Origin of the sequence: Georgenia daeguensis, assembly GCF_039537705.1 — a bacterium.
GTDB classification, from domain to species: domain Bacteria; phylum Actinomycetota; class Actinomycetes; order Actinomycetales; family Actinomycetaceae; genus Georgenia; species Georgenia daeguensis.
In genome coordinates, this window is record NZ_BAABBA010000002.1 from 77,674 (window position 1) to 104,451 (window position 26,778).

General features: G+C 73.6%; 19 protein-coding genes and 4 tRNA genes. 9 read left to right on the plus strand and 14 right to left on the minus strand.

Annotated features, from left to right (window positions below; all coding sequences use genetic code 11):
* The first annotated feature begins 41 nt into the window (after positions 1-41).
* Positions 42-1,016 (plus strand): carbohydrate ABC transporter permease, encoded by a 975-nt coding sequence (locus ABD774_RS02110; protein WP_345037113.1) that lies wholly within the window; start codon positions 42-44, stop codon positions 1,014-1,016.
* Complete coding sequence (locus ABD774_RS02115; RefSeq protein ID WP_345037116.1) at positions 1,013-1,945, plus strand: carbohydrate ABC transporter permease; 933 nt, start codon at positions 1,013-1,015, stop codon at positions 1,943-1,945. Before ABD774_RS02110 ends, ABD774_RS02115 begins: the two co-directional genes overlap by 4 nt.
* Positions 1,946-2,080: 135 nt before the next feature.
* Here the strand turns inward: ABD774_RS02115 and ABD774_RS02120 are convergent.
* Positions 2,081-2,152 (minus strand) — tRNA-Val (locus ABD774_RS02120).
* 243 nt (positions 2,153-2,395) lie between these two features.
* Positions 2,396-3,241 (minus strand): aminotransferase class IV, encoded by an 846-nt coding sequence (locus tag ABD774_RS02125; protein WP_345037118.1) that lies wholly within the window; start codon positions 3,239-3,241, stop codon positions 2,396-2,398.
* Positions 3,242-3,358: 117 nt separating this feature from the next.
* Between ABD774_RS02125 and ABD774_RS02130 the strand changes: the two genes are divergently transcribed.
* The 3 genes from ABD774_RS02130 to ABD774_RS02140 all read left to right on the plus strand — a co-directional run bounded on the left by ABD774_RS02130 (position 3,359) and on the right by ABD774_RS02140 (position 3,628).
* Positions 3,359-3,431: transfer RNA gene (locus tag ABD774_RS02130), tRNA-Gly, on the plus strand.
* Between the two features lie 33 nt (positions 3,432-3,464).
* Positions 3,465-3,535, plus strand: a tRNA-Cys gene (locus ABD774_RS02135).
* Positions 3,536-3,553: 18 nt separating this feature from the next.
* Positions 3,554-3,628, plus strand: a tRNA-Val gene (locus ABD774_RS02140).
* A gap of 68 nt (positions 3,629-3,696) precedes the next feature.
* Here ABD774_RS02140 and ABD774_RS02145 read toward each other — a convergent pair.
* The 3 genes from ABD774_RS02145 to ABD774_RS02155 all read right to left on the minus strand — a co-directional run bounded on the left by ABD774_RS02145 (position 3,697) and on the right by ABD774_RS02155 (position 5,993).
* The gene (locus ABD774_RS02145) at positions 3,697-4,473 is read right to left on the minus strand and encodes a DUF1206 domain-containing protein (RefSeq protein WP_345037120.1); all 777 of its coding nucleotides are present in this window, start codon (positions 4,471-4,473) and stop codon (positions 3,697-3,699) included.
* Between the two features lie 105 nt (positions 4,474-4,578).
* Positions 4,579-5,304, minus strand: a complete 726-nt coding sequence (locus ABD774_RS02150) for a phosphatase PAP2 family protein (protein ID WP_345037123.1) — start codon at positions 5,302-5,304, stop codon at positions 4,579-4,581.
* 2 nt (positions 5,305-5,306) lie between these two features.
* Positions 5,307-5,993, minus strand: a complete 687-nt coding sequence (locus ABD774_RS02155; protein ID WP_345037125.1) for a phosphatase PAP2 family protein — start codon at positions 5,991-5,993, stop codon at positions 5,307-5,309.
* A gap of 159 nt (positions 5,994-6,152) precedes the next feature.
* On the opposite strand from ABD774_RS02155, the gene ABD774_RS02160 reads away from it, so the two are divergent.
* Positions 6,153-7,844 (plus strand): SulP family inorganic anion transporter, encoded by a 1,692-nt coding sequence (locus tag ABD774_RS02160; RefSeq protein WP_486327256.1) that lies wholly within the window; start codon positions 6,153-6,155, stop codon positions 7,842-7,844.
* A gap of 2 nt (positions 7,845-7,846) precedes the next feature.
* Here the strand turns inward: ABD774_RS02160 and ABD774_RS02165 are convergent, their stop codons facing one another.
* Positions 7,847-8,467 carry a hypothetical protein gene (locus ABD774_RS02165; protein ID WP_345037130.1) on the minus strand — a complete coding sequence of 207 codons (621 nt, stop codon included), beginning with the start codon at positions 8,465-8,467 and terminating at the stop codon, positions 7,847-7,849.
* 233 nt (positions 8,468-8,700) lie between these two features.
* Between ABD774_RS02165 and glgX the strand changes: the two genes are divergently transcribed.
* From glgX to treZ, 3 genes are read left to right on the plus strand one after another with little or no spacing between them, the layout of a single operon-like run.
* Positions 8,701-10,821 (plus strand): glycogen debranching protein GlgX, encoded by a 2,121-nt coding sequence (gene glgX / locus ABD774_RS02170; RefSeq protein WP_345037132.1) that lies wholly within the window; start codon positions 8,701-8,703, stop codon positions 10,819-10,821.
* Positions 10,818-13,355 carry a malto-oligosyltrehalose synthase gene (gene treY, locus ABD774_RS02175; RefSeq protein WP_345037134.1) on the plus strand — a complete coding sequence of 846 codons (2,538 nt, stop codon included), beginning with the start codon at positions 10,818-10,820 and terminating at the stop codon, positions 13,353-13,355. The genes glgX and treY overlap by 4 nt, the downstream gene beginning before the upstream one ends.
* Positions 13,352-15,130 (plus strand): malto-oligosyltrehalose trehalohydrolase, encoded by a 1,779-nt coding sequence (gene treZ, locus ABD774_RS02180; protein WP_345037136.1) that lies wholly within the window; start codon positions 13,352-13,354, stop codon positions 15,128-15,130. The genes treY and treZ overlap by 4 nt, the downstream gene beginning before the upstream one ends.
* A gap of 4 nt (positions 15,131-15,134) precedes the next feature.
* Here the strand turns inward: treZ and ABD774_RS02185 are convergent, their stop codons facing one another.
* The 8 genes from ABD774_RS02185 to ABD774_RS02220 all read right to left on the minus strand — a co-directional run bounded on the left by ABD774_RS02185 (position 15,135) and on the right by ABD774_RS02220 (position 26,659).
* Positions 15,135-15,524 carry a DUF2399 domain-containing protein gene (locus tag ABD774_RS02185; protein ID WP_345037139.1) on the minus strand — a complete coding sequence of 130 codons (390 nt, stop codon included), beginning with the start codon at positions 15,522-15,524 and terminating at the stop codon, positions 15,135-15,137.
* A 79-nt stretch (positions 15,525-15,603) separates the two neighbouring features.
* Entirely contained in the window at positions 15,604-19,821 is a 4,218-nt protein-coding gene (locus ABD774_RS02190) for a TIGR02680 family protein (protein WP_345037141.1), read from the minus strand.
* Positions 19,818-21,089, minus strand: a complete 1,272-nt coding sequence (locus ABD774_RS02195; RefSeq protein ID WP_345037143.1) for a TIGR02678 family protein — start codon at positions 21,087-21,089, stop codon at positions 19,818-19,820. Before ABD774_RS02195 ends, ABD774_RS02190 begins: the two co-directional genes overlap by 4 nt.
* The gene (locus ABD774_RS02200) at positions 21,086-22,708 is read right to left on the minus strand and encodes a TIGR02677 family protein (RefSeq protein WP_345037145.1); all 1,623 of its coding nucleotides are present in this window, start codon (positions 22,706-22,708) and stop codon (positions 21,086-21,088) included. Before ABD774_RS02200 ends, ABD774_RS02195 begins: the two co-directional genes overlap by 4 nt.
* A 145-nt stretch (positions 22,709-22,853) precedes the next feature.
* Positions 22,854-23,612, minus strand: a complete 759-nt coding sequence (locus ABD774_RS02205) for an iron ABC transporter ATP-binding protein (protein WP_345037146.1) — start codon at positions 23,610-23,612, stop codon at positions 22,854-22,856.
* Positions 23,609-24,604: an iron chelate uptake ABC transporter family permease subunit gene (locus ABD774_RS02210; protein ID WP_345037148.1), complete on the minus strand. Its 996-nt coding sequence runs from the start codon at positions 24,602-24,604 to the stop codon at positions 23,609-23,611. Before ABD774_RS02210 ends, ABD774_RS02205 begins: the two co-directional genes overlap by 4 nt.
* Positions 24,594-25,547 (minus strand): ABC transporter permease, encoded by a 954-nt coding sequence (locus ABD774_RS02215; RefSeq protein WP_486327257.1) that lies wholly within the window; start codon positions 25,545-25,547, stop codon positions 24,594-24,596. Before ABD774_RS02215 ends, ABD774_RS02210 begins: the two co-directional genes overlap by 11 nt.
* A 146-nt stretch (positions 25,548-25,693) precedes the next feature.
* Entirely contained in the window at positions 25,694-26,659 is a 966-nt protein-coding gene (locus tag ABD774_RS02220; RefSeq protein WP_345037153.1) for a siderophore ABC transporter substrate-binding protein, read from the minus strand.
* Positions 26,660-26,778: the final 119 nt, after the last annotated feature.

Here is a 26,778-nt window from a genome sequence, read left to right on the forward strand (position 1 = left end):
CCGCCGTCGGTGCGCGGCCCGGCCGACGTGAGGAGGTCCGTGTGCTCGTCGACCTGTTCGAGAACCGGCTCGCCCTGGCGCTCGTCGTCGTCCTGGGGGTCCCGGCCGCCCTCGTCGCCTACGTCGTGCTCGTCGAGGCCGTCATCTCGCGGCTGCCCCGGCGGGTCTCCGCCGCGATCAGGCCGTGGCTGTGGCTGGCCCCGGCGCTCGCGTTCCTCGGCGTCTTCCTCGTCTACCCGACCCTGGCGACGATCTACCGCAGCTTCCAGAACCGGCGCGGGGACGCCTTCGCCGGCCTGGAGAACTACCAGTGGTTCTTCACCCGCAGCGACACCCTCAACGCGCTGCGCAACAACGTGCTGTGGGCGGTGCTGCTGCCGCTCCTCGTCGTCGGGCTCGGCCTGCTCATCGCCGTCCTCGTCGACCGCGTGAGGTACGAGGTAGTGGTGAAGTCGGTGGTGTTCCTGCCGATGGCCATCAGCTTCGTGGCCGCCGGGGTGATCTGGCGGCTCATGTACGACATCAACCCCCGGACGGGAACGCTCAACGCCGCCCTCGACCTCGCCGGCGGGCCGCGGGTGGGGTGGTTGAGCACCGCCCCGTGGAACAACCTCATGCTGATCCTCGTCGGGGTGTGGATGCTCACCGGCCTGGCGATGGTCATCCTCTCCGCGGGTCTGAAGGGCATCAGCCCCGAGCTGCTCGAGGCGGCACGCATCGACGGCGCGAACGAGCGGGAGGTCTTCCGCTACGTCGTCCTGCCGCTGCTGGCCCCCACGATCGCGGTGGTGACGACGACGGTCGTCATCTTCGCGATCAAGACCTTCGACATCGTCTACGTCATGACGAACGGCAACTTCAGCACCGACGTCATCGCGAACACGATGTACAAGGAGCTCTTCGCCAACGGCCAGCCGGCACGGGCCGCGGCGGTCGCCGTGGTGCTCCTGCTGGCGACGGTGCCGGTCATGGTGCTCAACGTCAAGCGGTTCAGGCAGCAGGAGGAGGTCCGATGACGCAGGCACAGGCCCCCGTGACCGTGGGCGCGGACCTGCCCCCGGCGCGTGAGCCGGCAAGGCGGGAGCGGGCCGGCCGGCGCGGGGCGGGCGGCGCGGTCCTGCACCTGGTCCTTCTCCTGATCATGGTGCTGTGGGCGATCCCCGCCGTCGGGCTCTTCGTCGCCTCGTTCCGCACCGCCGAGGCGACCAACCGGTCGGGGTGGTGGACGGCGCTCGTCCCGCCGTGGGGGTTCACCTTCGCCAACTACGACTACGTGCTCAACCGGGCGGGATTCTGGGACTCCTTCCTCAACAGCCTGCTCATCACCGTCCCGGCGACCGTGCTCGTCGTGATGATCGCGGCCTTCGCCGCGTACGCGTTCGCGTGGATGACCTTCCCCGGCCGCAACGTCATCTTCGTCGTGGTCGTCGGGCTCCTCGTCGTGCCCCTCCAGGTCACGCTCATCCCGGTCCTCACCCTGTTCCGTGACGCGAGCATCGGCGGGTACGACCTCAGCGGGACGATCCTCGCGGTGTGGCTGGCGCACACCGGGTACGGCCTGCCCTTCGCCGTCTACCTGCTGCGCAACTACATCGGCGGCCTGCCCCGCGAGCTCTTCGAGGCCGCGGAGATCGACGGCGCCGGGCACGCGACGATCTTCTTCCGCCTCGTCCTGCCCATGAGCGTGCCGGTGCTCGCCTCGCTGGTGATCTTCCAGTTCCTCTGGGTGTGGAACGACCTGCTCGTCGCCCTCGTCTACCTCGGTCCCGTCCCGGCCAACCACCCGCTCTCGGTGACCCTGGCGAACCTGACCACGAACTTCGGCGGCAACTGGCAGTTCGTGACTGCGGCGGCGTTCGTCTCGATGGTGATCCCCATCGTCGTGTTCTTCGCGCTCCAGCGGTACTTCGTCCGCGGCATCACGGGCGGTGCGGTGAAGGGGTGACCCCAGCCGTGCCGCCGGCGGGTGCGCTTCCCTCACGGGGCGACCGCGGACGGTGCCGGGAGCGGGTGGACGCGAGGGGCCGGGAACGGCGAAGGCCCCGGGCCGGCTCGTGAGCCGGCGCGGGGCCTCCTGCGGTGGGCGATACTGGGTTCGAACCAGTGACCTCCTCGGTGTGAACGAGGCGCTCTACCACTGAGCCAATCGCCCGCGTCCGTCGCGCCCGCCGGGGCCGGCGCGTCCGTTGCGAGATGTGATCGTAGCGAATTCGACGCCGGATCGTGAAACCGGTGGGCCCCGAACGGGCTGAGAGGAAGGCCACACCCCGCCCGTGCGCCGTGTCGCGCCGTCCGGTCACGGTCGTGCGGTAGATGCCGTGCGGTCACCGTCGTGCGGTAGATGCCGTGCGCCTCCCGCCACGCGGCGACGCCGTCGCTCTACGGTCCGGTGTCTCTACGGGTCCGGTGTCTCGACGTGCCGCCGGGCGTAGATCTCCGCCACCTGCTGCGTGAGCGGCCCGGGCCGGAGCTCGCGCCCGTCCACGGCCACCACGGGGACCACACCGCGCGTGGAGGAGGTCAGCGCCAGGTGCTCGGCCTCGTGGACGATCCCGAGCGGCAGGCCCTGCTCGCGCACCTCGACGCCGGCCTCGCGCGCCCACTCGATGACGAGGGCGCGAGTCACCCCGGCCAGGCAGCCCGAGTCGAGCGGCGGGGTGAGCAGCGCACCGTCAGCCTCGACGAAGACGTTCGTGCCCGTGCCCTCGCACAGCTCGTCCCGGGTGTTCCCGAAGACGGCCTCGTCGGCGCCGCGCTCGTGCGCCCACGCGAGGGCTCGCACGTTCTCGGCGTAGGAGGTGGTCTTGAGCCCCGCGATGGCCGAGCGCTCGTTCCGGACGAACGGCACGACGGCCACCGACGCGGCACGCGGCGCGGAGACGGCCGCAGCGGCGACCACAAGCGTCCCCGGCCCCCACGCCGCGTCCGAGCCCAGGGGCCCCGGACCTGCCGTCCACAGGATCCGCACCCGGGCGAGCGACTCGCCCCACGCCTCGGCCACCTCGGCGACCGCCGCCCGGACGACGTCCCGGTCCGGCAGGGGCAGGCCCAGCCCGGCGGCGGAGCGCTCGAGCCGCTCGAGGTGCCGGGTCAGGGCGAAGGGCCGGCCGCCGAGCAGCTCGCAGGCCTCGAAGACGCCGTCACCTACCGTGAGCCCGTGGTCGGTGGCAAGCACCAGCGGCTCGGCGTGTCCGCGCAGGCGGCCACCGAACCAGACGATCACGCGGTTCTCGGGTGTCATGGACGCACTGTGTCACTGATCACCAGGATTTCACCACCTCGTGGTTTGGACTTTCCCCGGCGCGGTGGTTAAAGTTCTGGACGTTCCACCGGATCGGAAACGAGCCGGATGGCACACGCGGATGTGGCTCAGTTGGTAGAGCATCACCTTGCCAAGGTGAGGGTCGCGGGTTCGAGTCCCGTCATCCGCTCGGAGGCACCACCACCCGGTGGGCATCCCTCAGGGTGGCGTGGCCGAGAGGCGAGGCAGCGGCCTGCAAAGCCGTATACACGGGTTCGAATCCCGTCGCCACCTCTCTGCAGTGCACGACCTGGGCGATTGGCGCAGCGGTAGCGCGCTTCCCTGACACGGAAGAGGTCACTGGTTCGATCCCAGTATCGCCCACCACAGGAAGGGGCAGTCCGGAGACATCCGGACTGCCCCTTCTTCGTTCGGCCGAACGGTGTGCCGACGGCTCAGACCTTGGCGTGCCGCGCTCGGCCGAAGGAGTAGACGCCGTAGGCGGCGAGGCCGAGCGCCACCGCGGTGAGCAGCGCCTTGCCGAACGGCAGCTGCTGGAGGGAACGCAGCGCGCCGTCGAGACCTGAGGCCCGCTCGGAGTCGGCAGTGGCGGCGGCTGCCACGAACAGGGCGCCGACGACGCCGAGCGCGACGCCCTTGGCGATGTAGCCGATCCGCCCGGCCCTGACCACCCACGGACCGGGGTGCTCACGCAGGTCCTCGAGGAACTTCTTCTTCCACCCCTTGATCACGTGATAGACGGCGACGGCGATGACGCCCAGGCCGACCAGCGCCACGAGCGCACGGCCGAACGGCTGCGCCATGAGCGTGGCGGTGGTGCTCTCCGTCTGCCCCGAACCCGAGGACGAGCCCCGCACCACGGAGACGGCCGTCCAGGCCAGCGCCAGGTAGAGGACGGCCTTGCCCGCGCTCTTGAGGCGGGTGCCGGTGTCGGACCGGGCGATCGCCTCGGCGACCTGCCAGACGGCGAGCAGAGCGAAGCCCACCGCGAGCACCCAGAGCAGCACCGCACCGAGGGGGTTGCCCGCGAGCTGCTGCATCGCGCCGGTCTGGTCGGCCGACTCCCCTGTCTGGCCCCACGCCACCTGCAGCGCGATCCACGCGATGAGCAGGTGGAGCACGCCGCTCGCGGCGTACCCCAGCCGGGCACCCGTCTCCAGCGCCCGGTGGTCGCCCGCCTGTGCCGCAGTTCCACGCAGCGTCGCATCCATGGACAAACTGTGGCACCGCCGCGGGCGCGGCGCGCGTCGGCGGAGCTCCTGGGGTGCGCCCCAGCTCGGGGATCGGGCCGGGGCGCCGGCCGCCGGCCCCGTGACTCAGCCGGCCGCCACCTCGGCCGAGGGGCTGGCCGCGCGCTGCGACCGCCGGTCGCGGCGGAGGTAGTGCCAGGCGATCAGGGCGCACGCGATCCCGTTGAGGAACCCGACGACGACGTCGGTCGGGCTGTGCATCCCCCGGTAGAGCCGGGCCGTGGCCACCAGCAGCGGGACGAGCACGCAGGCGATCGTCGCCGTCCGGCGCAGCGCGGGCCGGCGGATACGTTGCGCGAGCATCGCCATGGTCAGGTAGAACGCGGTGGAGGCGCCCGTGTGCCCGCTCGGGTAGGACGAGGTGGGCGGGGCGATGTCGAGCGGCTCCACGTCCGGGCGTTCCCGTCCCACCAGGGCCGAGGAAGTGATGAACACCAGCGCCTGGAGAGCGACGGCGATGCCGGGCACGATCGCCAGCCACCACTGCCCGGTCCGCCACCACAGCACGCCGATGGCCACCAGGCAGGCGCTGATGATGAAGAGCGTCGCGCCGATGTTGGACAGCACGGACGTGACCGCGTCGAGCACCGGCGTGCGCTCGGAGACCAGCGCCTCGTTGACCGCCCCCTCCTCCGGGAGGGAGTGCAGCGGGCCGACGATGAGGAAGCCGGTGCCCACGATCATCGCCCACAGCGGCACGACGGGAAGGAGCGCCCGGCGGCCGAGGTCGGAGAGGGCCGCCCTCACGGTCGGCCGGCTCGGGTCGCGCTCCCACCGGTGGAGGAAGCCCATGGTCAGCTCCTTGCCGGCAGATCGGTGGGATGGACGGGGCTCCACCCCACGTAGCCGAGGTACGAGCCGCCGGCGACTGCGAACCCCAGCACCACGCCCGCCACGACGTCGGACGGGTAGTGCACCCCGAGCAGCACCCGGTCGATCCCGGTGAGCACCACGAGCAGGCCGGCGACCAGCGGCACGGCCACCCGGGCGCGCGGCCCCAGCAGGGGCCAGACGAGCGCGGTGACGACGAGGCCCGCCGCGGCGGTGTTCATGGCGTGACCGGAGGGGAAGCTGAAGCCGGGCGCGTAGGCGACCGCCTCGTCGACCACCGGCCGGGCGCGCTGGACGCCGGTCTTGACGACCAGGTTCAGGCCCCAGGTCAGCATGAGGGTGACGAATGCCCACAGGGCACGGGTGCGCAGGCCGTGCCGGCGCCACACCCACAGGCACAGGAGGGTCACGGCAAGGTTCACCCAGCGCGCCTGGAACGCGGTCTGCCAGGTGAGGAGCAGGGCCCGGACCACGGGCTGCTCCCGGGTCAGGTCGGTGCCCACCCGGACGGCGGACTGGTCGAGGTCCACGACCGGACCGGCCTGCACCCGGACCAGGTAGGCCAGCACCGCCACGGGCACCGTCAGCGTGGCCGCGACCACGACGGCGCGCAGGATCCTGCGTGCTCGGGACGGGACGACGACGGCCACGGCGGAAGGCTAGGCCCGGCGCCGCCTCTCCGCCCGCCGGATGGCGCTCACGCGCCGGCGAGCCCTGGGTCGACTGCCCGGTCGGCGGGCCCCGGCAGGACTAGCGTGGGGCCGCGGGAGCGCCGCCGAGGTCGCCCCGTGACGGACGGAGACGTGCGCATGGCAGGCCGGTCGGAGAGCCTGACACCGGGTCTGACGGTGCTGCGCAGCTACCGGCGTGCGTGGTGGCGCGGCGACGTCGTCGCGGGCGTGACCGTCACCGCCTACCTCGTGCCGCAGGTCATGGCGTACGGCACGCTGGCGGGGCTCCCGCCCGCCGTCGGGCTCTGGACCATCCTGCCTTCGCTCGCGATCTACGCCCTGCTCGGCTCGTCCCGCCAGCTCTCGGTCGGCCCCGAGTCGACGACGGCGCTGATGGTCGCCCTCGTCGTGGGTCCGCTCGCCGGCGGCGACCCCGCACGGTACGCGGCACTCGCCGCCGCACTGGCGCTCGTCGTCGGCGTCCTGGCGCTCGTCGCCCGTCTGGCGCGGCTGGGAGTCGTCTCCGCCGTCGTCTCCCGGCCCGTCCTCATCGGGTACATGGCGGGGGTGGCCGCTCTCATGATCAGCGGGCAGCTGGAGAAGGTCACCGGGGTGAGCGTCCCCGACGGCACCTTCGCCGAGCAGGTCCTCGCGTTCCTGCGCGGCCTCGGCGACATCGACCCGGCGACCACGGCGCTCGCCGGCGCCACGCTCCTCGCGCTGCTGGTGCTCAGGCGCCTCGCCCCGCGCGCACCCGGTCCCATCCTGGTGGTCCTGGCGGCGACGGCCGTCGTCGCGCTCGCCGGCGGACGGGCGGCGGACCTCGCCGTCGTCGGGCCCATCCCCGCGGCCGTGCCGACGCCCGGGCTGCCGGCGGTCGACCTCACCGACGTCGGGTCGCTGGTCCCGGCGGCGCTGGGCGTCCTGATCGTCGGCTTCACCGACAACGTGCTCACCGCCCGGGCCTTCGCGGCCAAGGGCGGCTACCGGATCGACCCCGACCAGGAGCTCCTCGCCCTGGGCGCCGTGAACGTCGCAGCCGGACTGGTGCACGGCTTCCCGGTCTCCTCCTCCGGGTCGCGAACCGCCATCGGCACGGCGTCGGGCGCCCGGACACAGATGTACTCCCTCGTCGCCGTGGTCACCGTCCTCGGCGTGCTCGCCCTCGGCCGCCCGCTGCTCGCGCAGTTCCCGATGGCCGCGCTCGGCGCGCTCATCGTCTTCGCCGCGCTCCAGCTGGTCGACGTCCCCGGCTTCCGCAAGCTCGCCTCCTTCCGGCGTGCCGAGCTCGCCCTCGCGCTGGCCACCCTCGTCGCCGTGGTCATCCTGGGGATCCTCCCGGGCGTCCTGCTGGCCGTGACACTCTCCTTCGTCGAGATGCTGCTGCGGGTCGGGCGTCCGCACGACGCCGTGCTGGGTCAGGTGCCGGGGCTGGCCGGCATGCACGACGTCGACGACTACCCCGAGGCGAGGACGATCCCCGGCCTGGTCGTCTACCGCTACGACTCCCCGCTCTTCTTCGCCAACGCGGAGAACTTTCGGCGGCGGGCGCTGGGCGCGGTCGAGGTCCAGACCGACCCGGTGCGCTGGTTCGTCCTCAACGCCGAGGCCAACGTGGAGGTCGACCTCACGGCGCTGGACGCCCTCGAGGCCCTTCGGGCAGAGCTGGCGGAACAGGGTGTCGTCGTCGCGATGGCACGGGTGAAGCAGGACCTCTTCGCCGAGCTGGAGGCCTACGGCCTCGTGGACTCGCTCGGCCGGGACCGCTTCTACGCCACCCTGCCGACGGCGGTCGAGGCCTACCGGGAGTGGGCGAGGTCCAGCTCGTAGGCCTACCGGGAGTGCGCGAGGTCCAGCTCGTAGGCCGGACCCACCTGCGTGAACCCGATTCGCCCGTAGTAGGGCTCCTTGACCCCGGGCGCGGTGCGCACGCGGCGGTAGCCGTCCTCGAGCAGGATGTCGCTGGCGTTGAAGACGAACTCGCCCGGCGTGAAGTCGCGGTACCTCTCCACCACGTGGTCCAGGTCGATCTGCGCGACGCCGTCGCCCGCGTCGTGCAGCAGGACGTACCCGACGGTCTCGTCGCCCTTGACGATGAGGTAGGCCGCACCGCCCGGGACGGGGCCCCGGAAGCCGGGCGTGAACCGCTCGATGTCCGCGCGGTGCCTGGTGAGGAGGTGGTGGAGGTACTCCCCCGCCGGGTCGACGCGCAGCACCTCGTAGGCCTCCTCGGAGTGGCGGGACCCGAGCAACCGGTACAGGTTGACCACCTGGATCGCGGCCAGGACCACGTTGAGCACCACCACGGGCCACACGCCGAGGACGCCGTTGTAGAGGATCTGCAGCAGGCAGCCGACGAGGTTGATGAACCGCAGCCGGAGGATCCGCTGCTGCATCATCGACCAGACCACCACGGCAGAGCCCAGCCAGCCGATGATCTCCAGGACCGGCATGGCCGCCACCTCCGCGCCTCGTGCGCGGCGCCGACCGCGCCGCCGTCGTCGCGATCCTTCCACGGCCGCCCACGGCGACCGCGCACGTGCGCCGGCCTCCTGCGTCCACGGTGCAGCCACCCCGGCCGGCGCGGGGCCCTGCTCCGGCCCTCCGGCGTGAGCAACGTCACGACACCGGCTCGCGCGGGGCTGCCGGAGAGCCGGGCGCCCGCGGGCATGCCAAGGTAAACCCCATGCAGATCTGGCCCGGCCGCCCCTACCCGCTGGGTGCCACCTTCGACGGTTCCGGCACCAACTTCGCCCTCTTCTCCTCCGTCGCCGAGCGCGTCGACCTGTGCCTGCTCGACGACGACGGGAACGAGGAGTGCGTCGAGCTCACCGAGGTCGACGCGCACGTCTGGCACGCCTACATCCCCACCGTGCGCCCCGGCCAGCGTTACGGCTACCGCGTCCACGGGCCCTACGACCCGGCGAACGGCCACCGGTGCGACCCGTCCAAGCTGCTGCTCGACCCGTACGCCAAGGCGATCGACGGCCAGATCGACGGCGACCAGTCGCTGTACTCCTACCGGTTCGACGACCCGGAGGAGCGGTGCGAGGAGGACTCGGCCGGCCACACCATGGTCTCGGTGGTCATCAACCCGTTCTTCGACTGGGGCTACGACCGCCCGCCGAACCTCGAGTACCACGACACCGTCATCTACGAGGCCCACGTCAAGGGCCTGACGCAGCTGCACCCGGACGTGCCCGAGGAGCTGCGCGGGACGTACGCGGGCATGGCCCATCCCGCGGTGATCCAGCACCTCGTGGACCTGGGGGTCACGGCGATCGAGCTCATGCCGGTGCACCAGTTCGTCAACGACCCGCACCTGCAGGAGAAGGGCCTGAGCAACTACTGGGGCTACAACTCCATCGGGTTCTTCGCCCCGCACAACGGCTACGCGGCCTACGGCACGCGCGGCGAGCAGGTCGACGAGTTCAAGACCATGGTCAAGGCCCTGCACGAGGCCGGTATCGAGGTCATCCTCGACGTGGTCTACAACCACACGGCCGAGGGCAACCATCTCGGCCCCACGCTGTCCTTCCGGGGCATCGACAACCGCTCGTACTACCGGCTGGTCGAGGGCGACGAGGCGCACTACTTCGACACCACGGGCACCGGCAACTCGCTGCTGATGCGCTCGCCCCACACGCTGCAGATGATCATGGACTCGCTGCGGTACTGGATCGAGGAGATGCACGTCGACGGGTTCCGGTTCGACCTGGCCTCGACCCTGGCGCGCGAGCTGCACGCCGTGGACCGCCTCTCCGCGTTCTTCGACATCATCCAGCAGGACCCGGTGATCAACCAGGTCAAGCTCATCGCCGAGCCGTGGGACGTCGGCGAGGGCGGCTACCAGGTGGGTGGCTTCCCCCCGCTGTGGACGGAGTGGAACGGCAAGTACCGGGACACCGTCCGGGACTTCTGGCGCGGCGAGCCGTCGACCCTGGGCGAGTTCGCCAGCCGCATCACCGGCTCGGCGGACCTCTACGAGCACACCGGGCGCCGCCCGGTGGCCTCGATCAACTTCGTCACCGCCCACGACGGCTTCACCCTGCGCGACCTCGTCTCCTACAACGAGAAGCACAACGAGGCCAACGGCGAGGGCGGCGCGGACGGCGAGTCGCACAACCGGTCGTGGAACTGCGGGGTCGAGGGACCCACCGACGACCCGGCGGTCAACACCCTGCGGGCCCGCCAGCAGCGCAACTTCCTCGCGACTCTGCTGCTGAGCCAGGGCGTGCCGATGATCGCCCACGGCGACGAGCTGGGCCGCACGCAGGAGGGCAACAACAACACCTACTGCCAGGACAACGAGCTCTCGTGGGTCAGCTGGGAGCTGGACGACGAGCGCACCGCCCTGCTCGAGTTCACGCGCAGGGTCATCGCCCTGCGCAAGGACCAGCCCGTGCTGCGCCGGCGCCGCTTCTTCGCCGGCGCCCCCTCCCACGGCGGCGAGTCCGAGATCGGCGACATCGAGTGGTTCACCCCCGGCGCCGAGCACATGGGCGACGAGGACTGGGACACCTGGTTCGCCAAGTCCGTGATGCTCTTCCTCAACGGGCAGGCCATCCCCGAGCCGGACGGGCGGGGCGAGCGCATCGTGGGCGACTCCGTCCTCGCGCTGCTCAACGCCGCCGCCGAGCCGATCGAGTTCGAGCTCCCGGGACCCGACTACGGCGCACGCTGGGCCATCGCGCTGGACACGACCGCCACGGAGACGGTCGGCGACGAGCACGAGCCCGGTGCGAGGCTGACCGTCGAGGGCCGCGGCGTCGTCGTCCTGCTCACCTCCGAGGAGGCGGGCGAGTGAGCGAGGCCCGCCACGACACGGACCCCGCCGCCGCGCACCACCCCGGGCCGGCCGGCGCCCACCTCCCGGGACCGGGCCGCCGTCTGCCCGTGAGCACCTACCGGCTCCAGCTCGGGCCGGACCTGACGTTCGCCGACGCCGAGGCCGCGCTGCCCTACCTGGACGCGCTGGGCGTGACGGACCTCTACCTCTCCCCCGTGCTCCAGGCGGCGCCCGGCTCCACGCACGGCTACGACGTGGTCGACCACAGCCGCATCAGCGAGGTCATGGGCGGGCGCGCTGGCCTGGAGCGGCTCGCCGCCGCCGCCCACGCCCGCGGCATGGGCGTCGTCGTCGACGTGGTCCCGAACCACATGGCGGTGCCCACGCCGGTGTGGCACAACCGTGCCCTGTGGTCCCTGCTGCGGCTGGGCGCGGCCTCCCCCTACGCCGCCTGGTTCGACGTCGACCTCGAGGACGGCGACGGGCTCCTCATGCCGGTGCTGGGCTCGCGCATCGGCGACGTCCTGGCCTCGGGCGAGCTCGTCCTGGACCGCCTGGTCGTCCCCACCGAGCCCGACGCCGGCGAGCAGGCCGTCCTGCGCTACTACGACCACGTCTTCCCGGTCCGGCCGGAGACCGAGCAGCTGCCGCTGGCCGAGCTCGTGGAGCGGCAGCACTACCGGCTGGCGTACTGGCGTGTCGCGGACGAGGAGCTGAACTACCGGCGCTTCTTCGACGTGGGCACGCTCGCCGCCGTGCGGGTGGAGGACGCGCAGGTCTTCGAGGCGACGCACGCCCTCCTGCTCGAGCTGTTCGACGCCGGCGTGATCGACGCGTTCCGCATCGATCACCCGGACGGTCTGGCGGACCCGCGCGGCTACCTGCGCCGGCTGCACGAGGCGACGGGCGGGGCCTGGGTGGCCGCCGAGAAGATCCTCGAGGGCGACGAGGAGCTGCCCGAGGACTGGCCCGTGGCCGGCACCACCGGCTACGACGCCGCCTGGCGGCTGCACGCGCTGCAGGTGGACCCGGCCGGGGCAGTGCCGCTCGCCGGACTCATGCAGGAGCTCACCGGCGACCCGGCGAACCTGCCCGCGATGATCGAGACGGCGAAGCGGCAGATCGTCTCCACCTCCCTGTACGCGGAGACCGACCGGCTCGCCCGGCTGCTGGCGGACATCTGCCACGACGACATCCGCCTGCGCGACCACACCTACCGCTCCCTGCTGGACTGCGTCGTCGAGCTGGTCGTCGCCTTCCCTCGCTACCGCGCCTACGTCGTGCCCGGGGAGGACGCCCCCGGCGCCGCCGAGCGACTCTTCCACGAGGCCGCCGAGGTGGCCCGGGCGCACCTCGAGCCCGACCGGCACGACACCCTCGACGTGGTCGTCGACCTCCTGCTGGGCCGCGAGGTCGGCAGCGCCGGCCGGACCCACGAGGGCCGCCGCGCCGAGCTCATGGTCCGCTTTCCGCAGGTGTGCGGGGCCGTCATGGCCAAGGGCGTGGAGGACACCGCCTACTACCGGTGGACGCACCTGCTGAGCCTGTGCGAGGTGGGCGGCGCGCCGGACCGGTTCGGCATCGACCCCGACGAGCTGCACGGCTGGGCCGAGCGCACGGTGACCGCCTGGCCGGCCACCATGACGGCCGGGTCCACGCACGACACCAAGCGTGGCGAGGACGTCCGCTCCCGCATCGGCGTCCTCGCCAGTCACGCCGACGCCTGGGCCGAGCTGGTCCGCGGTCTGCGCGCGGCGACGGCGGACCTGCGCCCGGCGGACCTGGACGGGCGCACGGAGAACCTGCTCTGGCAGACCCTCGCCGGCACGTGGACCGAGGACGGCCCGATCTCCGCCGAGCGGCTGCAGGCCTACCTGCTCAAGGCGGCTCGCGAGCAGAAGTCCTGGACCACGTGGACCGCGCCGGACGAGGCGCGCGAGGCGGCGATGAACCGGTACGCGGCCGCCCTGCTCGAGCACCCGGACGTGGTCGCCGGCTTCACCGCCTGGGTGGAGCGCACAGGGCCGGCCGTCCGGCGGAGCGTGCTCGGCACGAAGCTCCTCCAGCTCGCCGTCCCCGGCGTCGCGGACGTCTACCAGGGCTCGGAGATCACCCAGACCTCCCTGGTCGACCCGGACAACCGCCGCCCGGTGGACCTCGCCGCCCTCGCGGCCACCCTGTCCGAGCTGGACTCGGGCCGGGCGCCGTCGGGGCTGGACGAGGAGAAGCTGCTGCTCACCGCTGCGGCGCTGCGGCTGCGCCGGGCGCACCCGGAGGCCTTCGTCGGTGCCGAGGCGGGCTACGAGCCGCTGCCGACCACGACGGGCCACGCCGTCGCCCTGGCCCGCACGGACCCCTCGGGCCCGCGGGTGGTGGCGGTGGCCACGCGCCTCGTCGGTGACTCCGCCCCGGCCCGCGCCCACGCGGACGCGACCGTCGTCCTGCCGGACGGGACGTGGCGCGACGTGCTGACCTCTGCCACCTACGGCGGTCCGGCCCGCCTCGGCGACCTTCTGGCCACCTACCCCGTCGCCCTCCTGGAGCGCGCATGACCACCGAGAAGCTGAGGGTCTGGGCGCAGGCCGCGTCCGCCGTCGACCTGATCCTCCCCGGCAGCGGGGAGCCCTCGCGCCTCCCCATGACCCTCGAGGAGGGCGGCTGGTGGGGCGCCCCCTCGACGGTGCCGCCCGGTACCGACTACGCCTTCTCGCTCGACGGCGGCCCGGCCATGCCAGACCCGCGCAGCCCGTGGCAGCCCCACGGGGTCCACGGCCCCTCGCGGACCTTCGACGCCGGCGCGCACGACTGGTCCGACGGCGGCTGGGCGGGCCGGTCGGTGCTCGGCGCCGTCGTCTACGAGCTCCACGTGGGCACCTTCACCCCGGAGGGCACCCTGGACGCCGCAGCGGGGCGGCTCGACCACCTCGCCGCCCTCGGCGTGGACATGGTCGAGCTCATGCCGGTCGCCGCGTTCCCCGGCGTCCACGGCTGGGGCTACGACGGCGTCGCGCTGTACGCGGTGCACGACCCCTACGGCGGCCCCGCGGCGCTGCAGCGCTTCGTCGACGCGGCCCACGCCCGCGGCATCGCCGTGTGCCTCGACGTCGTCTACAACCACCTCGGCCCCTCGGGGAACTACCTCGGCGCCTACGGGCCCTACTTCACCGAGCGGCACCAGACGCCCTGGGGCTCGGCCGTCAACCTCGACGGCGACGACGCGGCGGAGGTCCGCGCGTACATCGTCGGCAACGCGCTGCGGTGGCTGCGGGACTTCCACGTCGACGCGCTGCGGCTCGACGCGGTGCACGCGCTCGTGGACGACTCCCCTCGCCATCTGCTGGCCGAGCTCGCGGACGCCGTCGCCGAGCTCGAGGCGGAGGTGGTCCGGCCGCTCTCGCTCGTCGCCGAGTCCGACCTCAACGACGCGCGGATGGTCACCCCCACGGCCCAGGGCGGGCTGGGGATGACGGCCCAGTGGGACGACGACCTCCATCACGCCCTCCACGCGCTCCTCACCGGGGAGCGGCAGGGCTACTACGCCGACTTCGGCGCCGCCGCCACGCTCGCCAAGGCCCTCACCGAGGTGTTCGTCCACGCCGGGGAGTACTCCACCTTCCGGGGCAAGGTCTGGGGCGCGCCCGTCCCGCCCGAGACCGACGGGCGCCGGTTCGTCGTGTTCTCCCAGGACCACGACCAGGTGGGCAACCGCGCCCTCGGCGACCGGCCGAGCCGTACCCTCTCCCCCGGCCAGCTCGCCGCCAGCGCCGCGGTCGTGCTGCTGGGGCCCGGCACGCCGATGCTGTTCATGGGCGAGGAGTGGGGGGCGACCACGCCGTTCCAGTACTTCACCGACCATGAGGAGCCCGAGCTGGCCCGGGCCGTCCAGGAGGGGCGGGCGCGGGAGTTCGGCACCCACGGCTGGGCCGAGCTGTACGGGCACGACATCGAGGTGCCGGACCCGCAGGCCACCGCGACGGTCGAGGCGTCCCGGCTCGACTGGGACGAGCCGGCCCGCCCGGGCCACGACCGGCTGCTCGAGTTCTACCGGGAGCTGGTGCGTCTGCGCCACGAGGAGCCGGACATCGCCTCCGGCGACCGCACCAGGACGGCGGTGCGGGTGGCCGACGACGAGAGCTGGCTGGTGCTCGCGCGGGGCGGGATCGACGTCGTGGTCAACCTCGCCGACGGCGCCACCACCGTGCCGCTGTCCACGGCCGACGCCGGCTCGCCCCAGGTCCTGCTCTCGTGGGGCGAGGCGGGGCTGACGCACGACGGCACGTCGCTCACGCTGCAGGGGCCCGGCGTCGCGGTGGTGCGGACCGCCTGACGGCTCAGACTCCAGGGGCCCTCAGATCGGCGAGCAGGCCGCCGAGCTGCGACTCCTCGTGGATCGCAGCCCCGTGCGTGGTCATCGCCGTCGCGAGCCGAGGGTCCCACGGGGTGGCGGGTACCGGGCCGCTGAGCGGGAACCGCACACGCTCGTCGATATGACCGAGCACCGAGAGGTAGTCCTCCGCGCCGAAGCGCCAGGGGCGCACGCCGCGGGCGAAGAGCCTTGGCGCCATCGCCAGGCCGGCGACGTCGAAGTCGCCGTGGTAGCGCACGTCCGCGCTGGCGGTGATAAGTGCTTCGACGACCCGGACGGCCACGAGCGGCGGGTTGCCCGCGGTGCACAGCAGCGCACCGGGTACTCCGGCGCGTGCGTGCGCACTGCGTGCCACAACCGGTCGAGAGACGGGTCACCGAGATACGCGCGCAGCGCGGGAGGCAGCACCGCGGCGTGCCCCGGACCGGGGCAGCTCATACCGTCAGGTGCCGGTTGCGGCCGTCCCAGTGGGTGTGGACGGCGACGGCGGCGGTGCCCTCCGCGCGGAGGATCTCGTACTCGTCGGCGCACGGGACCTGGGGGTAGGTGACCCACAGGTTGTGCGCCGTCATGCAGAAGTCGAGGTCGAGGCGTACCAGCAGGCCCATGAGCTCACCGATGGTCGGGTCGTCGACCTTGGCGAAGGCGTCGTCGAGGAGCACCAGGCGCAGTGCCGTCTCGCCCAGGCCCGAGAGGTACGCGTCCGCCGCGGCGAAGAGGGTCACGTAGGAGACGAACCGCGTCTCCCCCTGGGACAGCTTGGCCCTCCCCCGGAGCTCGCGCCGGTCGTTCGCGCCCGGGCCGAGGATGGTCACCCGCATCTGGTGCCAGTCGCGGTAGTCGAGGGCGCTCTTGAGGTGGTGGGCGTAACCGGCCGTCTCGTCGAGGGCGAACTGCTCGTCCACCTGCTCGCGCAGCAGACCGATCAGCTCCTCGGTGCGTTCGCCCGGCCGCACGGGCGCGGCTGTCCGAACGAGCTCCTTGATGCGGTGGACCCGGCTGCCTTCGGGCGCGTCCAGCACCCACGCCAGCCGCACCCCGATGCCGTGGCTGGTGCTGATGCTGCGCAGGCTCTCGTTCATCGCCGTCACGAGCTGCTCGGACTGTGCCAGGCGCCGGCGCAGCTCCTCCCCCACCCCGCCGACGACGAAGTTGGTGAAGACCTCGTGCTCCCGGTTGGTCAGGGCCTCGCGCGCCCGCTCGACGCGCGCGCCCAGGTCGGCGGCAGCCTCCGCCACCGGGCGCCGGCCGGCGCTGTCGACCAGCTCGACGAGGTGGACGTCCTCGGCGACGGTCGGCACGACGTCGAAGCCGCCCTGCAGCTCGGCCTCGAGCTTCTGCCGGGCGCGCAGCAGGGCGTTGAGATCCGCGGTGCCGCTCCCGGCGACGGCGGACCGCACCGCGTCGGCGGCGGCTCGGACGCTCTCCGGCGTGACCGGTCCGTCGACCGGCAGGTCCAGCTCCCCGCCACCGGCCGCCGCCACCACACCCGGCAGAGCCACCTGCCGGCGCAACCTCTCCACCGCGCCGGTGAGCTGAGCCCCCGCCGCGGCTGCGGCCTCCGCAGCGGTCTCGGCGTCCCGGCGCGCCACGGCCTCCTTCTCGCCGAGCCTCTGGGCGCCGACCCGCGCGTCGCGCAGCTCACGGCCGACGTGCCGCTGCTCCTCCTCGGTCGCGGCCAGCCGCCGGTGGACCTCACCTGCCTCCTGCCCGAGGCTCTCGGTCAGCGCCTCGACCTCGGCCGCCTCGCGGTGCCACTCGTCCCAGGCCTCCTCGGCACGGAGCTCTGCCTCGGCGCGGCGTTCCCGGTGCCCGGCCAGTCGCGCCACCTCCTCGGCGTGCCGGTCCCGGCGCCGGGCGAGTGCGGTCAGCGCGGCAGCGCCGGCCCGGCACGCCTCCTGGGCGGCCCGCGCGGTGTCACGTACCCCGCGCAGCCCGTCGGCGTCGTGCGGCAGGCCGTGCCGGTCGCACAGCTGCCGATGGGTTGCCTCCTGGGCCTTCCATGCGGCACGCAGCTCGCGGGCGCGCTCGGTGAGCCGGGCCGCCTCGGCGCGGCTGCGCGCCGCCTGGCGTGCCGCCGCGACGGCGAGGGTGCGGGCGTCGGCGAGCGCGGCGCCGGTGGGGGCGGTCCGGACGTGTGCGGTCAGGGCGGCGCGGGCGGCAGCGAGCCGGTCGCGGGCGGCGGCCCGGTCGGCCTCCCGCAGGTCGAGGGCGGCCAGCTCGTCGTCGATCTGCGCGAGGCGGGCGGCACGGGCCGCGGCGCGGGCCGCGGCACCGATGTGCCGGGCGGCGTCCGTGCGGTGCCGACCGCGCAGCGGCCCGTTGCCCCAGGAGCCGTCCACGTCGACCCAGGTGGTGTGACTGTCGCGGCCCAGGCCGACGCGCGCGAGGACGGCGGACACGGCGGCCGCCGGCACACCGGCGGCGGGGTCTGGCACGAGGGCGGCCCGGAGCGGGTGCTGAGCGGGCGGGGCGGCCGGGGTGAGCAACGTCTGGCCGTCCTCGGCCACCAGCGTGCCGTCGGCGCTCAGCCCGGCGCCGAGCAGGCCGGCGGAGAGCAGCGCCGCCTCGAGCCCCGCCTTGTCGGTGTCGCTCAGGCCGTCCGCGAAGTCCACGGCACGCCACAGCGGCTCGGCCCCCTCGGGCAGTGCCCTCACCCAGGGGGCGGCGGGCGGCTCGGGGTCCTGCGCGGCGAGCAGCCCCCGCTGCTCGTGCGCCAGCTCCTCGCGCCGGGCCACGTCGGCCTGCTCCGCGGCGTCGAGACCCGCACCGGTGCGCGCGAGCCGGTCGCGGGCGGGCTCGGCCGCCTCGGTGGCCACCCGGTCGAGCTCGTCGAGCCGGAGACCGTGCGGGTCCTCGGCCCCGGCCTCGGCGGCCCGGACGTCGCCGGTGAGCAGGTCGGCGTCGAGCAGGAGTGGCCCGACGGCGGTGGCGGGCCAGTCCACCTCGCCGAGCAGCTGGGCGGTGGTGTCCTGGGCGACCCACTGCCGCCACGCGCCCGCAAGCGCGCGGGCGACGTCGTCGCGGTCCTGGCTGCGCCCGGCGGCCGCTGTCTCGTCCGCGGCCCGGCGCTCCTCCGCCTCTCCGGCGGCCGCGTCGGCGTGGTCCGCATCGGTCCGGGCGCGGGCGAGCTCGACGGCACCCTGGAGCCGGTTTCCCGCCTCGCCGGCTCGCGCCTGCGCGGCGGAGGCGACCTCGTGGGCGCGCGCGGCGGCGTCCTCGAGGTCGGCCGGCGTGAGCAGGAGGTGCTGGGCCGCCGGCCGCTGCCGGGGCTGCGGCTCGCCCTCGAGCCGGGTCCGCACCGGTTCCACGGTGCCGCCCACGGTCTCGACGCCGGCCTCCAGGGGGCCGGGCAGGGCGGTCGTCGCCAGATGGGCGCCGCGGAGCCCGGCCCTGGCCTCGTCGAGGACGCTCGCGGTCTCACGGGCGGCCTCGACGACCTCCGCGGCGAGCGCGTCGACGGCGTCGACGGCCTCGCTCTCGGCCCGGCGTGCGCCGTCGGCGGTCTCGAGCCTGTCCTTCGCCCGCTGGGCGAGCGTCCGGACGTGGCGGTCGCGCTGGGCGAGGTCCTGGCCGGCGCGGTACGCCTCGGACGACCTCAGGCCCTCGACGGTGGCGGCGAGCTCGCCGTCCCGGGTCTCCAGGCGTTCCACGGCCGTGCGTGCCTCGACCGTCCGGGCGGCGAGCTGGTCCCGCGTGTCCGCGGCGGTGGCGGCGGCCTCGGCGGCGGTCCGCGCCTCGTCCGCGGTGCGGGCCGCCCGGTCCGCGGTGGTCCGCAGCTCCGTGGCGGCGTACCGGCCGTAGGTGCCGAGGAAGGTGCTGACGTGCTCGTGGGCGGCGGCGAGCCGGCGCTGGGACTCGCGGGACTCGGACAGGTCGTCGAGCCGGCCCCCGGCGTCGTTGAGCGTCTCCTCGGACAGCGGCGGCAGCGCGTCCGAGAGGATGCGCGGCAGGTTGCCCTCCTCGATGCGGTTGCCGACGTCGGGCGAGCGGAGCGTGCGGATGAGCTGGAGGAGACCGTCGTAGCGTTCGCGCGCGCCGGGCCCGGTCAGGCCGAAGACGGTGCTGCGGACCCGCTCGCGGTGGGTCTCCGGGTTCTCGGTGAGGCGGTCTGCGCCGACGAGCTCGGCGAGACGGTCGCGGGCCATCGGCTGCCGTGCGGCGTCGAGGAGCTCCAGGTCGTGGCCCACGCGCAGCGGGGTGGTGAAGTACCAGACCCGCGCGTCGCCGGAGCTCGCCGACCAGCGCACCAGCGCGCCGAGGGTGAGGTGCTCGGGCGCCGTCCCGCCGTCGCGGACGAGCTCGACCCACAGGTAGCCGAGGCGGTTGCCCTGTCCCTCCGCGCCGACCTTCATCAGCTCGTCGAGGCGCACCTTGCCGGACCCGGTGGAGTCCATGCGCCGCCGGTCGGCGTCGAGGACGAAGGGCAGGAGCATCTCCAGGGCGCGGCTCTTGCCCGAGCCGTTCGTGCCGCGCAGCACCATCCGCCCGCCGGAGAACTCGAACGTCTCGTCCCAGTAGTGCCAGACGTTGACGATGCCGGCACGGTGCAGGCGCCACCGGTGCGGGTGGTGCCTGACCTGGCCGTCCGGGGCGGTGTCGGCGGCACCGTCCGGGACGGCCGGAGCCGGTGTCGAGGTGGTGGCGGTCATCGGTCCTCCTGGAGCGGGAACAGGCTCGGCTGCGTCTCGGGCGGGGCGGCGTCGGGCGCGCCGGCGACGCCGACGTCACGTGCCCCGGCGGGAGCCGTGCGCCGCGGGACGCGGTTGGGCTCGGGCTGGTAGCGGGCGCAGGCCGGGTGCAGCACCAGGCCGGCCGGTGCGCGCCGGGCGAGCCCGACGTCCTCGAGCCGGGCGACGACCTCTTCCTGCAGGTGACGCGGGTCGTTGGCGAACGCCTCGGCGAACGTGTTGCCGTACTGCTCCACCAGCAGGTCCACGGCGTCCGACACCGCGGCCCATGGAGCGAGCAGGCCGGGTACCGTCCGGCCGTCGATCTCGGCGAGCACGCCCGGGCCGCCGTCGAGGTCGTCGACGAGCGCGTTGACCAGCAGGAGGGCGACGTGCGCGACGGTGCCCTGGCCGGGGAAGGCGATGTCGGTGAGCTCACCGTCGACGTCGTAGGCGAGCGCCCCCTCCTGACGGACCTCCAGCGTCAGCCCGAAGTGCTCGGCGAGCGTACGGCCCAGGTCGGCGCGCTCCCGGGAGAGGACGTGCTGCTCCTCGGCGCTGAGGTCCTCCCGGCGCACGAGGGGGTTCTCCACCAGCCTTCGGCGCAAGGCCCTGCGGGGCTGCTCGGCGCCGGCACGCTCCCCGCGTGCCACGAGCTCCTCCGGGCCGGCGACGTCACCGAGCGGGCGGGCCAGCACGTGCGTGAGCAGCGTCCGGTTGACGTCGAGCAGGGCCTCCTCCTGGCGGTCGCCCCAGGCGCTCACGGAGCCGTCGGTCTCGCTGAGCACGCCGCGGTCGAGGAGCAGCGCGATCGCCTGCACGAGATGGCGCCGGTCGGTCAGCGAGTCGTCGACGACGATGCCCGCCACCGCGGCGTCGGCGCGCACCTGCTCGACGAGGGTGCCGAGGAGCACCTGCTCCCGGCCGCCCGTCTGGAGCAGCGCCGCGCACACGAGGGCGAGGTAGGCGTAGGTGCGCGGCGCGAACGGCTGCCCGCCCCGGCGCTGGGCGGGCCGCGGCGGGGCGTCGGCGCTCGGGGCGTCCTTGACGAGCCGGGCGAACGAGGACTCCACGACGAGGGGGTAGCCCAGGACCGCGGGGAACATCTTGCGCAGCGCCGGGGCGTGCCGGCGGACGAGCGCGAACTCCTCCCCGTGGCGGGCCTTCGTCAGGACCGGGTGCCGCAGCAGGGCCCGGGCAGCCTCCCGCCGTTCGGCGGCGTCGTGCTCGGCGGTGCCGTGGGCGCTCACGCGAACGCCTCCGCCGGCTCGCGCGGGGTGCCGTTCCGGGCCGCTGAGGCGCCCGGGGCGGTGGTGCCGGCGTCCCGGGCGCCGGCGGCGGCGACCTCCAGGACGAGCCCGTGGATCGTGAGATCGCCGTCGACGGTACGCACCGTCGTCGACGCGGCCGGGTCGGACGCCGCGGCGAGGGTCAGCCCGAGGTCCGTGTCCGTCGCCCGGGCCGCCCCCTCGAGCTGCGGGTGCCGGGCGAGCAGCCGGGTGAGCTGGCCCAGCAGCAGGCTCAGTGCGGCAGGACTGACCTCGGCGCCGTCGAGACGGCCGGCAGCCACGAGCTCACCGACGGCGGCGGCACGGGCGTCGGCCTCGCCCTGGGCCTCCGTCAGCAGGCGGACCCGGTCGAGTCCGGGGTCGGGGACCGAGGCGGTACGGCCCCGGGCGCCGCGGTCGCCGCGCTCCCGCAGGCTCAGCGGGACCTCCACGGGGGTCGCCGCCCACCAGGAGGTGGTCGCGCCGTCCCGGGCGTCGGGCTCCTCGGGGCCGCCGAGCAGGTGGCGGGCCGGGTAGGCACCGAAGGCGGCGGCGTAGAGCCGGTGCGCCTCGTCGGCGTCGGCGTCGTCGAACCACCGGGCCAGCTTGAGCAGGTCGGCGCGCCGGCTCACCCCGGTGCCGGCGGACGCCAGCATCCGCTTGGTGTTCGCGAGGAGCTGGCCCAGGGCCTGGTCGGCGGCGAGACGGAGCGTCTCCGGGCCGGAGCGCCCGTCGGCCCCGGTGTACCAGCCGCGCACCTGGTCCCAGTCCTCCTGTGTGCGGCCGGGCAGCCGCTCCGTGCTCGCGTCGGCCAGCGTCGGCAGCGCGGCCAGGGCCGCGAGCACCCCGTCGAGGAGCGGCTCGAGAGCGGTGAAGCGGCGGGCGACGACCGGGGCGTGGCGGGCGACGTCGGCGGTGAGCAGGTCGATGTAGTCGAGCAGCAGCCGCTTGAACTGCTGGTACTCCTCGCCCCCGAGGTCGTAGCGGGTCAGCACGGTGTTCACGTACGCGTAGAAGTCCCGGACGCTGTCGGAGAAGAGCCGCTGGTTGTTGAACACCGTCGTCACGTCGCCCGAGAGCGCCTCGGCGTCCACCGGACGCGCGTCGGTGGCCGCCTGCATGCGGGCGACGATGCGGTCCAGGGTCTCCGCCGTGGCGCCGAGCAGCTCGCGGGCGACCTCCCGGGCGCCGTCCCCGGCGGCGAGGACGGCCTCCGCGTCCCGGTGCACGCGGACGCCGAGCTTGGACGCCTGGTACCGGGCGCGGGAGCGCACGTAGTCCTGGACTGTGGCGACCCGCGCGTCCCGGATGCCGCGCACCAGGTTCCCCCAGCGCTCGAGCTGCTCACACCGCGTGGTGACGTCGTCGACGGAGAGGACGATCCCCCGTTCGGCGAGCCCGTCGCCGACCTCGGCGGCGGAGAGGTCGGAGAGCAACGTCGACGTGAACAGCGTCATGATGGCGCGGTACTCGACCGCCAGGTCGGCGGTGAGGTAGCGGAAGAGATTCAGCCGCGCCGCCGCCTCGGTCCGCCCGCCGTCCTCCGTCTCGACCGGACCACCGTCCGGCACGCCGCGGCCCACCCCAGCACTCACTCGCACGTCCCTTCCTCGCCGCAGCGACGGTCCACCTTAGTCGCCGGCCTCGTCCCGAACGGGTCGATGCCGCGCGCGTGCCGGAGTGAGGTGCGCCGCGCCCAGGCGGGAGCGAGGCGCCGGCGACGGGATGAGTGCGCCGCCGGCGCGCTCAGTCGTAGTAGACGCCGATGCGGCGCCCGCCCACGATCTCGACCGCCACGTCCATGTCGTAGATGGCGCGCAGCTTCTCGGTGGTGATGACCTCCTCGGCACCGCCCTGGCAGAGCACGCGGCCGTCCTTCATCGCGACGATGTGGTCGGAGTAGCAGGAGGCGAAGTTGATGTCGTGCACGACCAGGACGACCGTCTTGCCGAGCTCGTCCGCGGTGCGCCGCAGCAGCTTCATCATCGCCACGGAGTGCTTCATGTCGAGGTTGTTGAGCGGCTCGTCGAGGAGCACGTAGTCGGTGTCCTGGCACAGCACCATGGCGACGAACGCGCGCTGGCGCTGGCCGCCCGAGAGCTCGTCGAGGTAGCGGGAGGCGTACGGGCCCAGGTCGAGGTACTCCATGGCCGCGGCGATGTGCCGGCGGTCCTCGATGGTCAGCCGCCCCCTGGAGTGCGGGTACCGGCCGAACGCGACGAGGTCCTGGACGGTCAGCCGCACGGCGAGGTGGTTGTCCTGGCGCAGGATGGACATGCGCCTGGCCAGCTCCTCGCTGGGGGTGCGTGAGACGTCGAGCCCGTCGATGCTCACGGTGCCGCCGTCCATCTCGAGCAGCCGCGAGATCATCGACAGCACGGTCGACTTTCCCGCGCCGTTGGCGCCGATGATGGAGGTGACCCCGCCCGGGGTGAGGGTGAGGTCGACACCGTCGACGACGACGGTGGAGCCGTAGCGCTTGGTCAGGTTCTCCGTGACGATCATCGACGTCCTCCCCGCACGAGCAGCATGATGAACACGATTCCTCCGACGAACTCGACGATGACGCTGAGCACCGTGTCCAGGCCGAACAGGTGCTCGAGGATGGTCTGGCCGCCCACGAGCGTGATGACGGCGAGCAGCGACGCCGCGGGCAGCACGTAGGCGTGGCGATGGGTGCCGGCCACCAGGTAGGCGAGGTTGGCCACCAGCAGCCCGAAGAACGTGATGGGGCCGACCAGGGCGGTGGAGACGGAGACGAGCAGTGCGCACACCACCAGCACGGCCATCGTGCTGCGGTGGTGGTCCAGGCCCAGCGTGACCGCGTGCGCCCGGCCCAGCGCCAGCACGTCGAGCTCACGCCGTCGGCTCCACACCCAGGCCGACGCGGCCGCCACGACCACCGTGCACACGGCGAGCAGCAGCGGGTCGACCGCGTTGAACGAGGCGAACAGGCGGTCCTGGACGATGAGGTACTCGTTCGGGTCGATGACGCGCTGCATGAACGTGGCGAGGGAGCGGAACAGCACCCCGAAGACGATCCCGACGAGGACGACGAGGTACAGGCTGCGCCGCGCCCCGCCGAAGACCCAGCGGAAGATCAGGAACGAGAAGACCAGCATCGCGGCGACCTCGACGGCGAAGCGCAGCGGCGGTGCCAGCCCGTTGACCGTCGTCGCCCCGAGGAAGAAGACCGCGGCTGTCTGGATCAGCGCGTACAGCGCGTCGAAACCCATGATCGACGGCGTGAGGATCCGGTTCTCCGTGACCGTCTGGAACAGCACCGTGGAGACGGCGATCGCGACGGCGACCAGCACCATGGTCGCCAGCCGTTCGGCCCGCATGGGGACCAGCAGGGCGAGGGCGTCGAGCGCACCGACCACGAGGAACCCGAGGACGACGACGACGGCCCCGGCGCTCAGCAGCGCCAGGCGCAGCCCGGGCCGGGGCACCCCCTGCCCGGCGGGCGCGGTCGTCGTGGAGGGGTCAGCGAGCACCGGAGGGCCTCCGCAGCAGCAGGTAGAGGAAGAGCGCCGCGCCGACGACGCCCACGACGATCCCGATGGGCACCTCGGCGGGGTGGATGACCACGCGGCCGACGATGTCGCAGACGAGCACGAACCCGGCCCCCAGCAGCGCGACCCAGGGCAGCGACCGGCGCAGGTAGTCGCCCATCGCGAGGGAGACGACGTTGGGCACCACCAGCCCGAGGAACGGCAGCCCACCCACGACGACCACGACGACGGCGCTGGTCACGGCGACGATCGCGAGCCCGAGGGCGAGGACCCGGCGGTAGTTCAGGCCGAGGTTGGTGGTGAACTCCTCGCCCAGGCCCGCCACGGTGAAACGGTTGGCCGCGAGGTAGGCGATCACGGCGCAGCCCGCGACGATCCAGAGCATCTCGTAGCGGCCACGCACCACGCCGGAGAAGTCGCCGGTCATCCAGCTCGACAGCGTGTGCAGCAGGTCGTTGCGGTAGGCGAGGAAGGTGGAGAGCGCCCCGACGACGCCCGCGAGCATCATGCCGACCAGCGGGACCACGACGACCGAGCGCAGCTGGATGCGCCGCAGGATCGTCAGGAACAGGGCGGTGCCGGCGAGGGCGAACACCGCGGCCACGCCCATCTTCCCCACCAGCGGCATGCCGGGGGCCAGGAGGGTGACGACGAGCAGACCGAGCCCGGCGGACTCGGTCGTGCCGGCGGTGGAGGGCTCGACGAACTTGTTGCGCACCAGCAGCTGCATGACGAGGCCGACGATCGCCATCGCGGAGCCCGCGAGCAGGATCGAGACCGTGCGCGGCACCCGGGAGGCGAGCAGAGTCTGGCGCTGCGCCTCGTCGAGGTCCCCGGACAGGACGTCGCCGACGGAGAGGTCGGAGACCCCCACGAACAGGGAGACGCCCGCCAGTGCCAGGACCACGGCGAGGCCGCCGAGCAGGGCGAGGCGCTGCCTGAGGACGCCCGGGCGGTGGCCCGGGTCGGCCCCGCCGGTGCCGTGATCGGGGGGTGCGGCGAAGGGGTGCGGGCCCGGGCGGGCAGCCGTCGCGGTGGCGGCCCCCCGCCCGTGCCGCGGGTCCGCCGTCGTCACCGGGCCAGCGCCGTCCCGACCTCGTCCAGCATCGCGGGCACGTTGCTCAGGCCGTGCATGACGACGTACCAGCGCTCGCCGTCGAGGTAGACGACCTGGTCCTGCTGCCAGGCCGTGGTGGAGGTGACCAGCTCGTTGTCCAGGACCTGCTCGGCCGCCTGCCCGCTGGCCTCGCCGATGGCAGCGTCGCGGTCGACGACGAACATCCAGTCCGGGTTCGTGTCCCGGATCAGCTCGAAGGAGATGGCCTCGCCGTGGTCGGCGGCCTCGACGCCGGTCTCGGCCTCCGTCACACCGAGCTCGGAGTAGATGAGGCCGAAGCGGGAGTCGGCCCCGTTGAGGGTGACCTCGCCGCCGGAGGTCATCAGCACCATCCCGGAGCCGGCCGCCTCACCCACGGGGCGGATCTCCTCGACCTTGGCGTCGATGTCCGCCAGGGCGGACTCGACCTCCGCCTCCTTGCCGAAGATCTCGCCGAGCATCGTGGCGCTCTCGCCGAAGTTCGCGAGGTAGTCGCCGCTCCACTCGAAGGTCGCGTCGACGGTCGGGAAGCTCTCGGACAGCTCGGGGTAGGCGGCCGCGGAGCGGAAGCCGACGATCACGAGATCCGGGTCGAGGCGGGCGAGCGCCTCGTAGTCCGGCTCCTGCAGGGTGCCGACGTCGGTGTACTCGTCGGAGGAGTACTCGTCGAGGAAGGAGGGCACGTTCGCCTTGGGCAGGCCCACCACGTCCACGCCGAGCGTGTCGAGAGTGTCGAGGACGCCCATGTCGAAGACCACCACGCGCTGCGGGTCGGCCGGGACCTCGGTGCTGCCCTGCGCGTGCTCCACGGTGACGGTGCCGGCGTCACCGCTGGCGTCGCCGGCCGCGTCGTCGGCGCTGGACGCGGAGCATGCCGCGAGGGCGGTGGCCAGGGCGAGGGTGCCGGCGGCCACGACGGCCCGGCGCGAGGTGCTGCTCACGTGTTCTCCTGAGGAAGGGTTACCTAACGAAGGCCACCCTAACCCAGATATACGTAACAGTCCCGTTCCGTTAATCGCACCGGACTGGCGAGCGGGTGGGCCGACCGTGAGCCGGACGC

What these genes read in the sequence shown, in the direction of transcription:
- ABD774_RS02115 (WP_345037116.1), top strand. Translation starts at nt 1,013, where the DNA reads ATGACGCAGGCACAGGCCCCCGTGACCGTGGGCGCGGACCTGCCCCCG.
- ABD774_RS02125 (WP_345037118.1), bottom strand. Translation starts at nt 3,241, where the DNA reads ATGACACCCGAGAACCGCGTGATCGTCTGGTTCGGTGGCCGCCTGCGC.
- ABD774_RS02145 (WP_345037120.1), bottom strand. Translation starts at nt 4,473, where the DNA reads ATGGATGCGACGCTGCGTGGAACTGCGGCACAGGCGGGCGACCACCGG.
- ABD774_RS02150 (WP_345037123.1), bottom strand. Translation starts at nt 5,304, where the DNA reads ATGGGCTTCCTCCACCGGTGGGAGCGCGACCCGAGCCGGCCGACCGTG.
- ABD774_RS02160 (WP_486327256.1), top strand. Translation starts at nt 6,153, where the DNA reads ATGGCAGGCCGGTCGGAGAGCCTGACACCGGGTCTGACGGTGCTGCGC.
- ABD774_RS02165 (WP_345037130.1), bottom strand. Translation starts at nt 8,467, where the DNA reads ATGCCGGTCCTGGAGATCATCGGCTGGCTGGGCTCTGCCGTGGTGGTC.
- glgX (WP_345037132.1), top strand. Translation starts at nt 8,701, where the DNA reads ATGCAGATCTGGCCCGGCCGCCCCTACCCGCTGGGTGCCACCTTCGAC.
- treZ (WP_345037136.1), top strand. Translation starts at nt 13,352, where the DNA reads ATGACCACCGAGAAGCTGAGGGTCTGGGCGCAGGCCGCGTCCGCCGTC.
- ABD774_RS02190 (WP_345037141.1), bottom strand. Translation starts at nt 19,821, where the DNA reads ATGACCGCCACCACCTCGACACCGGCTCCGGCCGTCCCGGACGGTGCC.
- ABD774_RS02205 (WP_345037146.1), bottom strand. Translation starts at nt 23,612, where the DNA reads ATGATCGTCACGGAGAACCTGACCAAGCGCTACGGCTCCACCGTCGTC.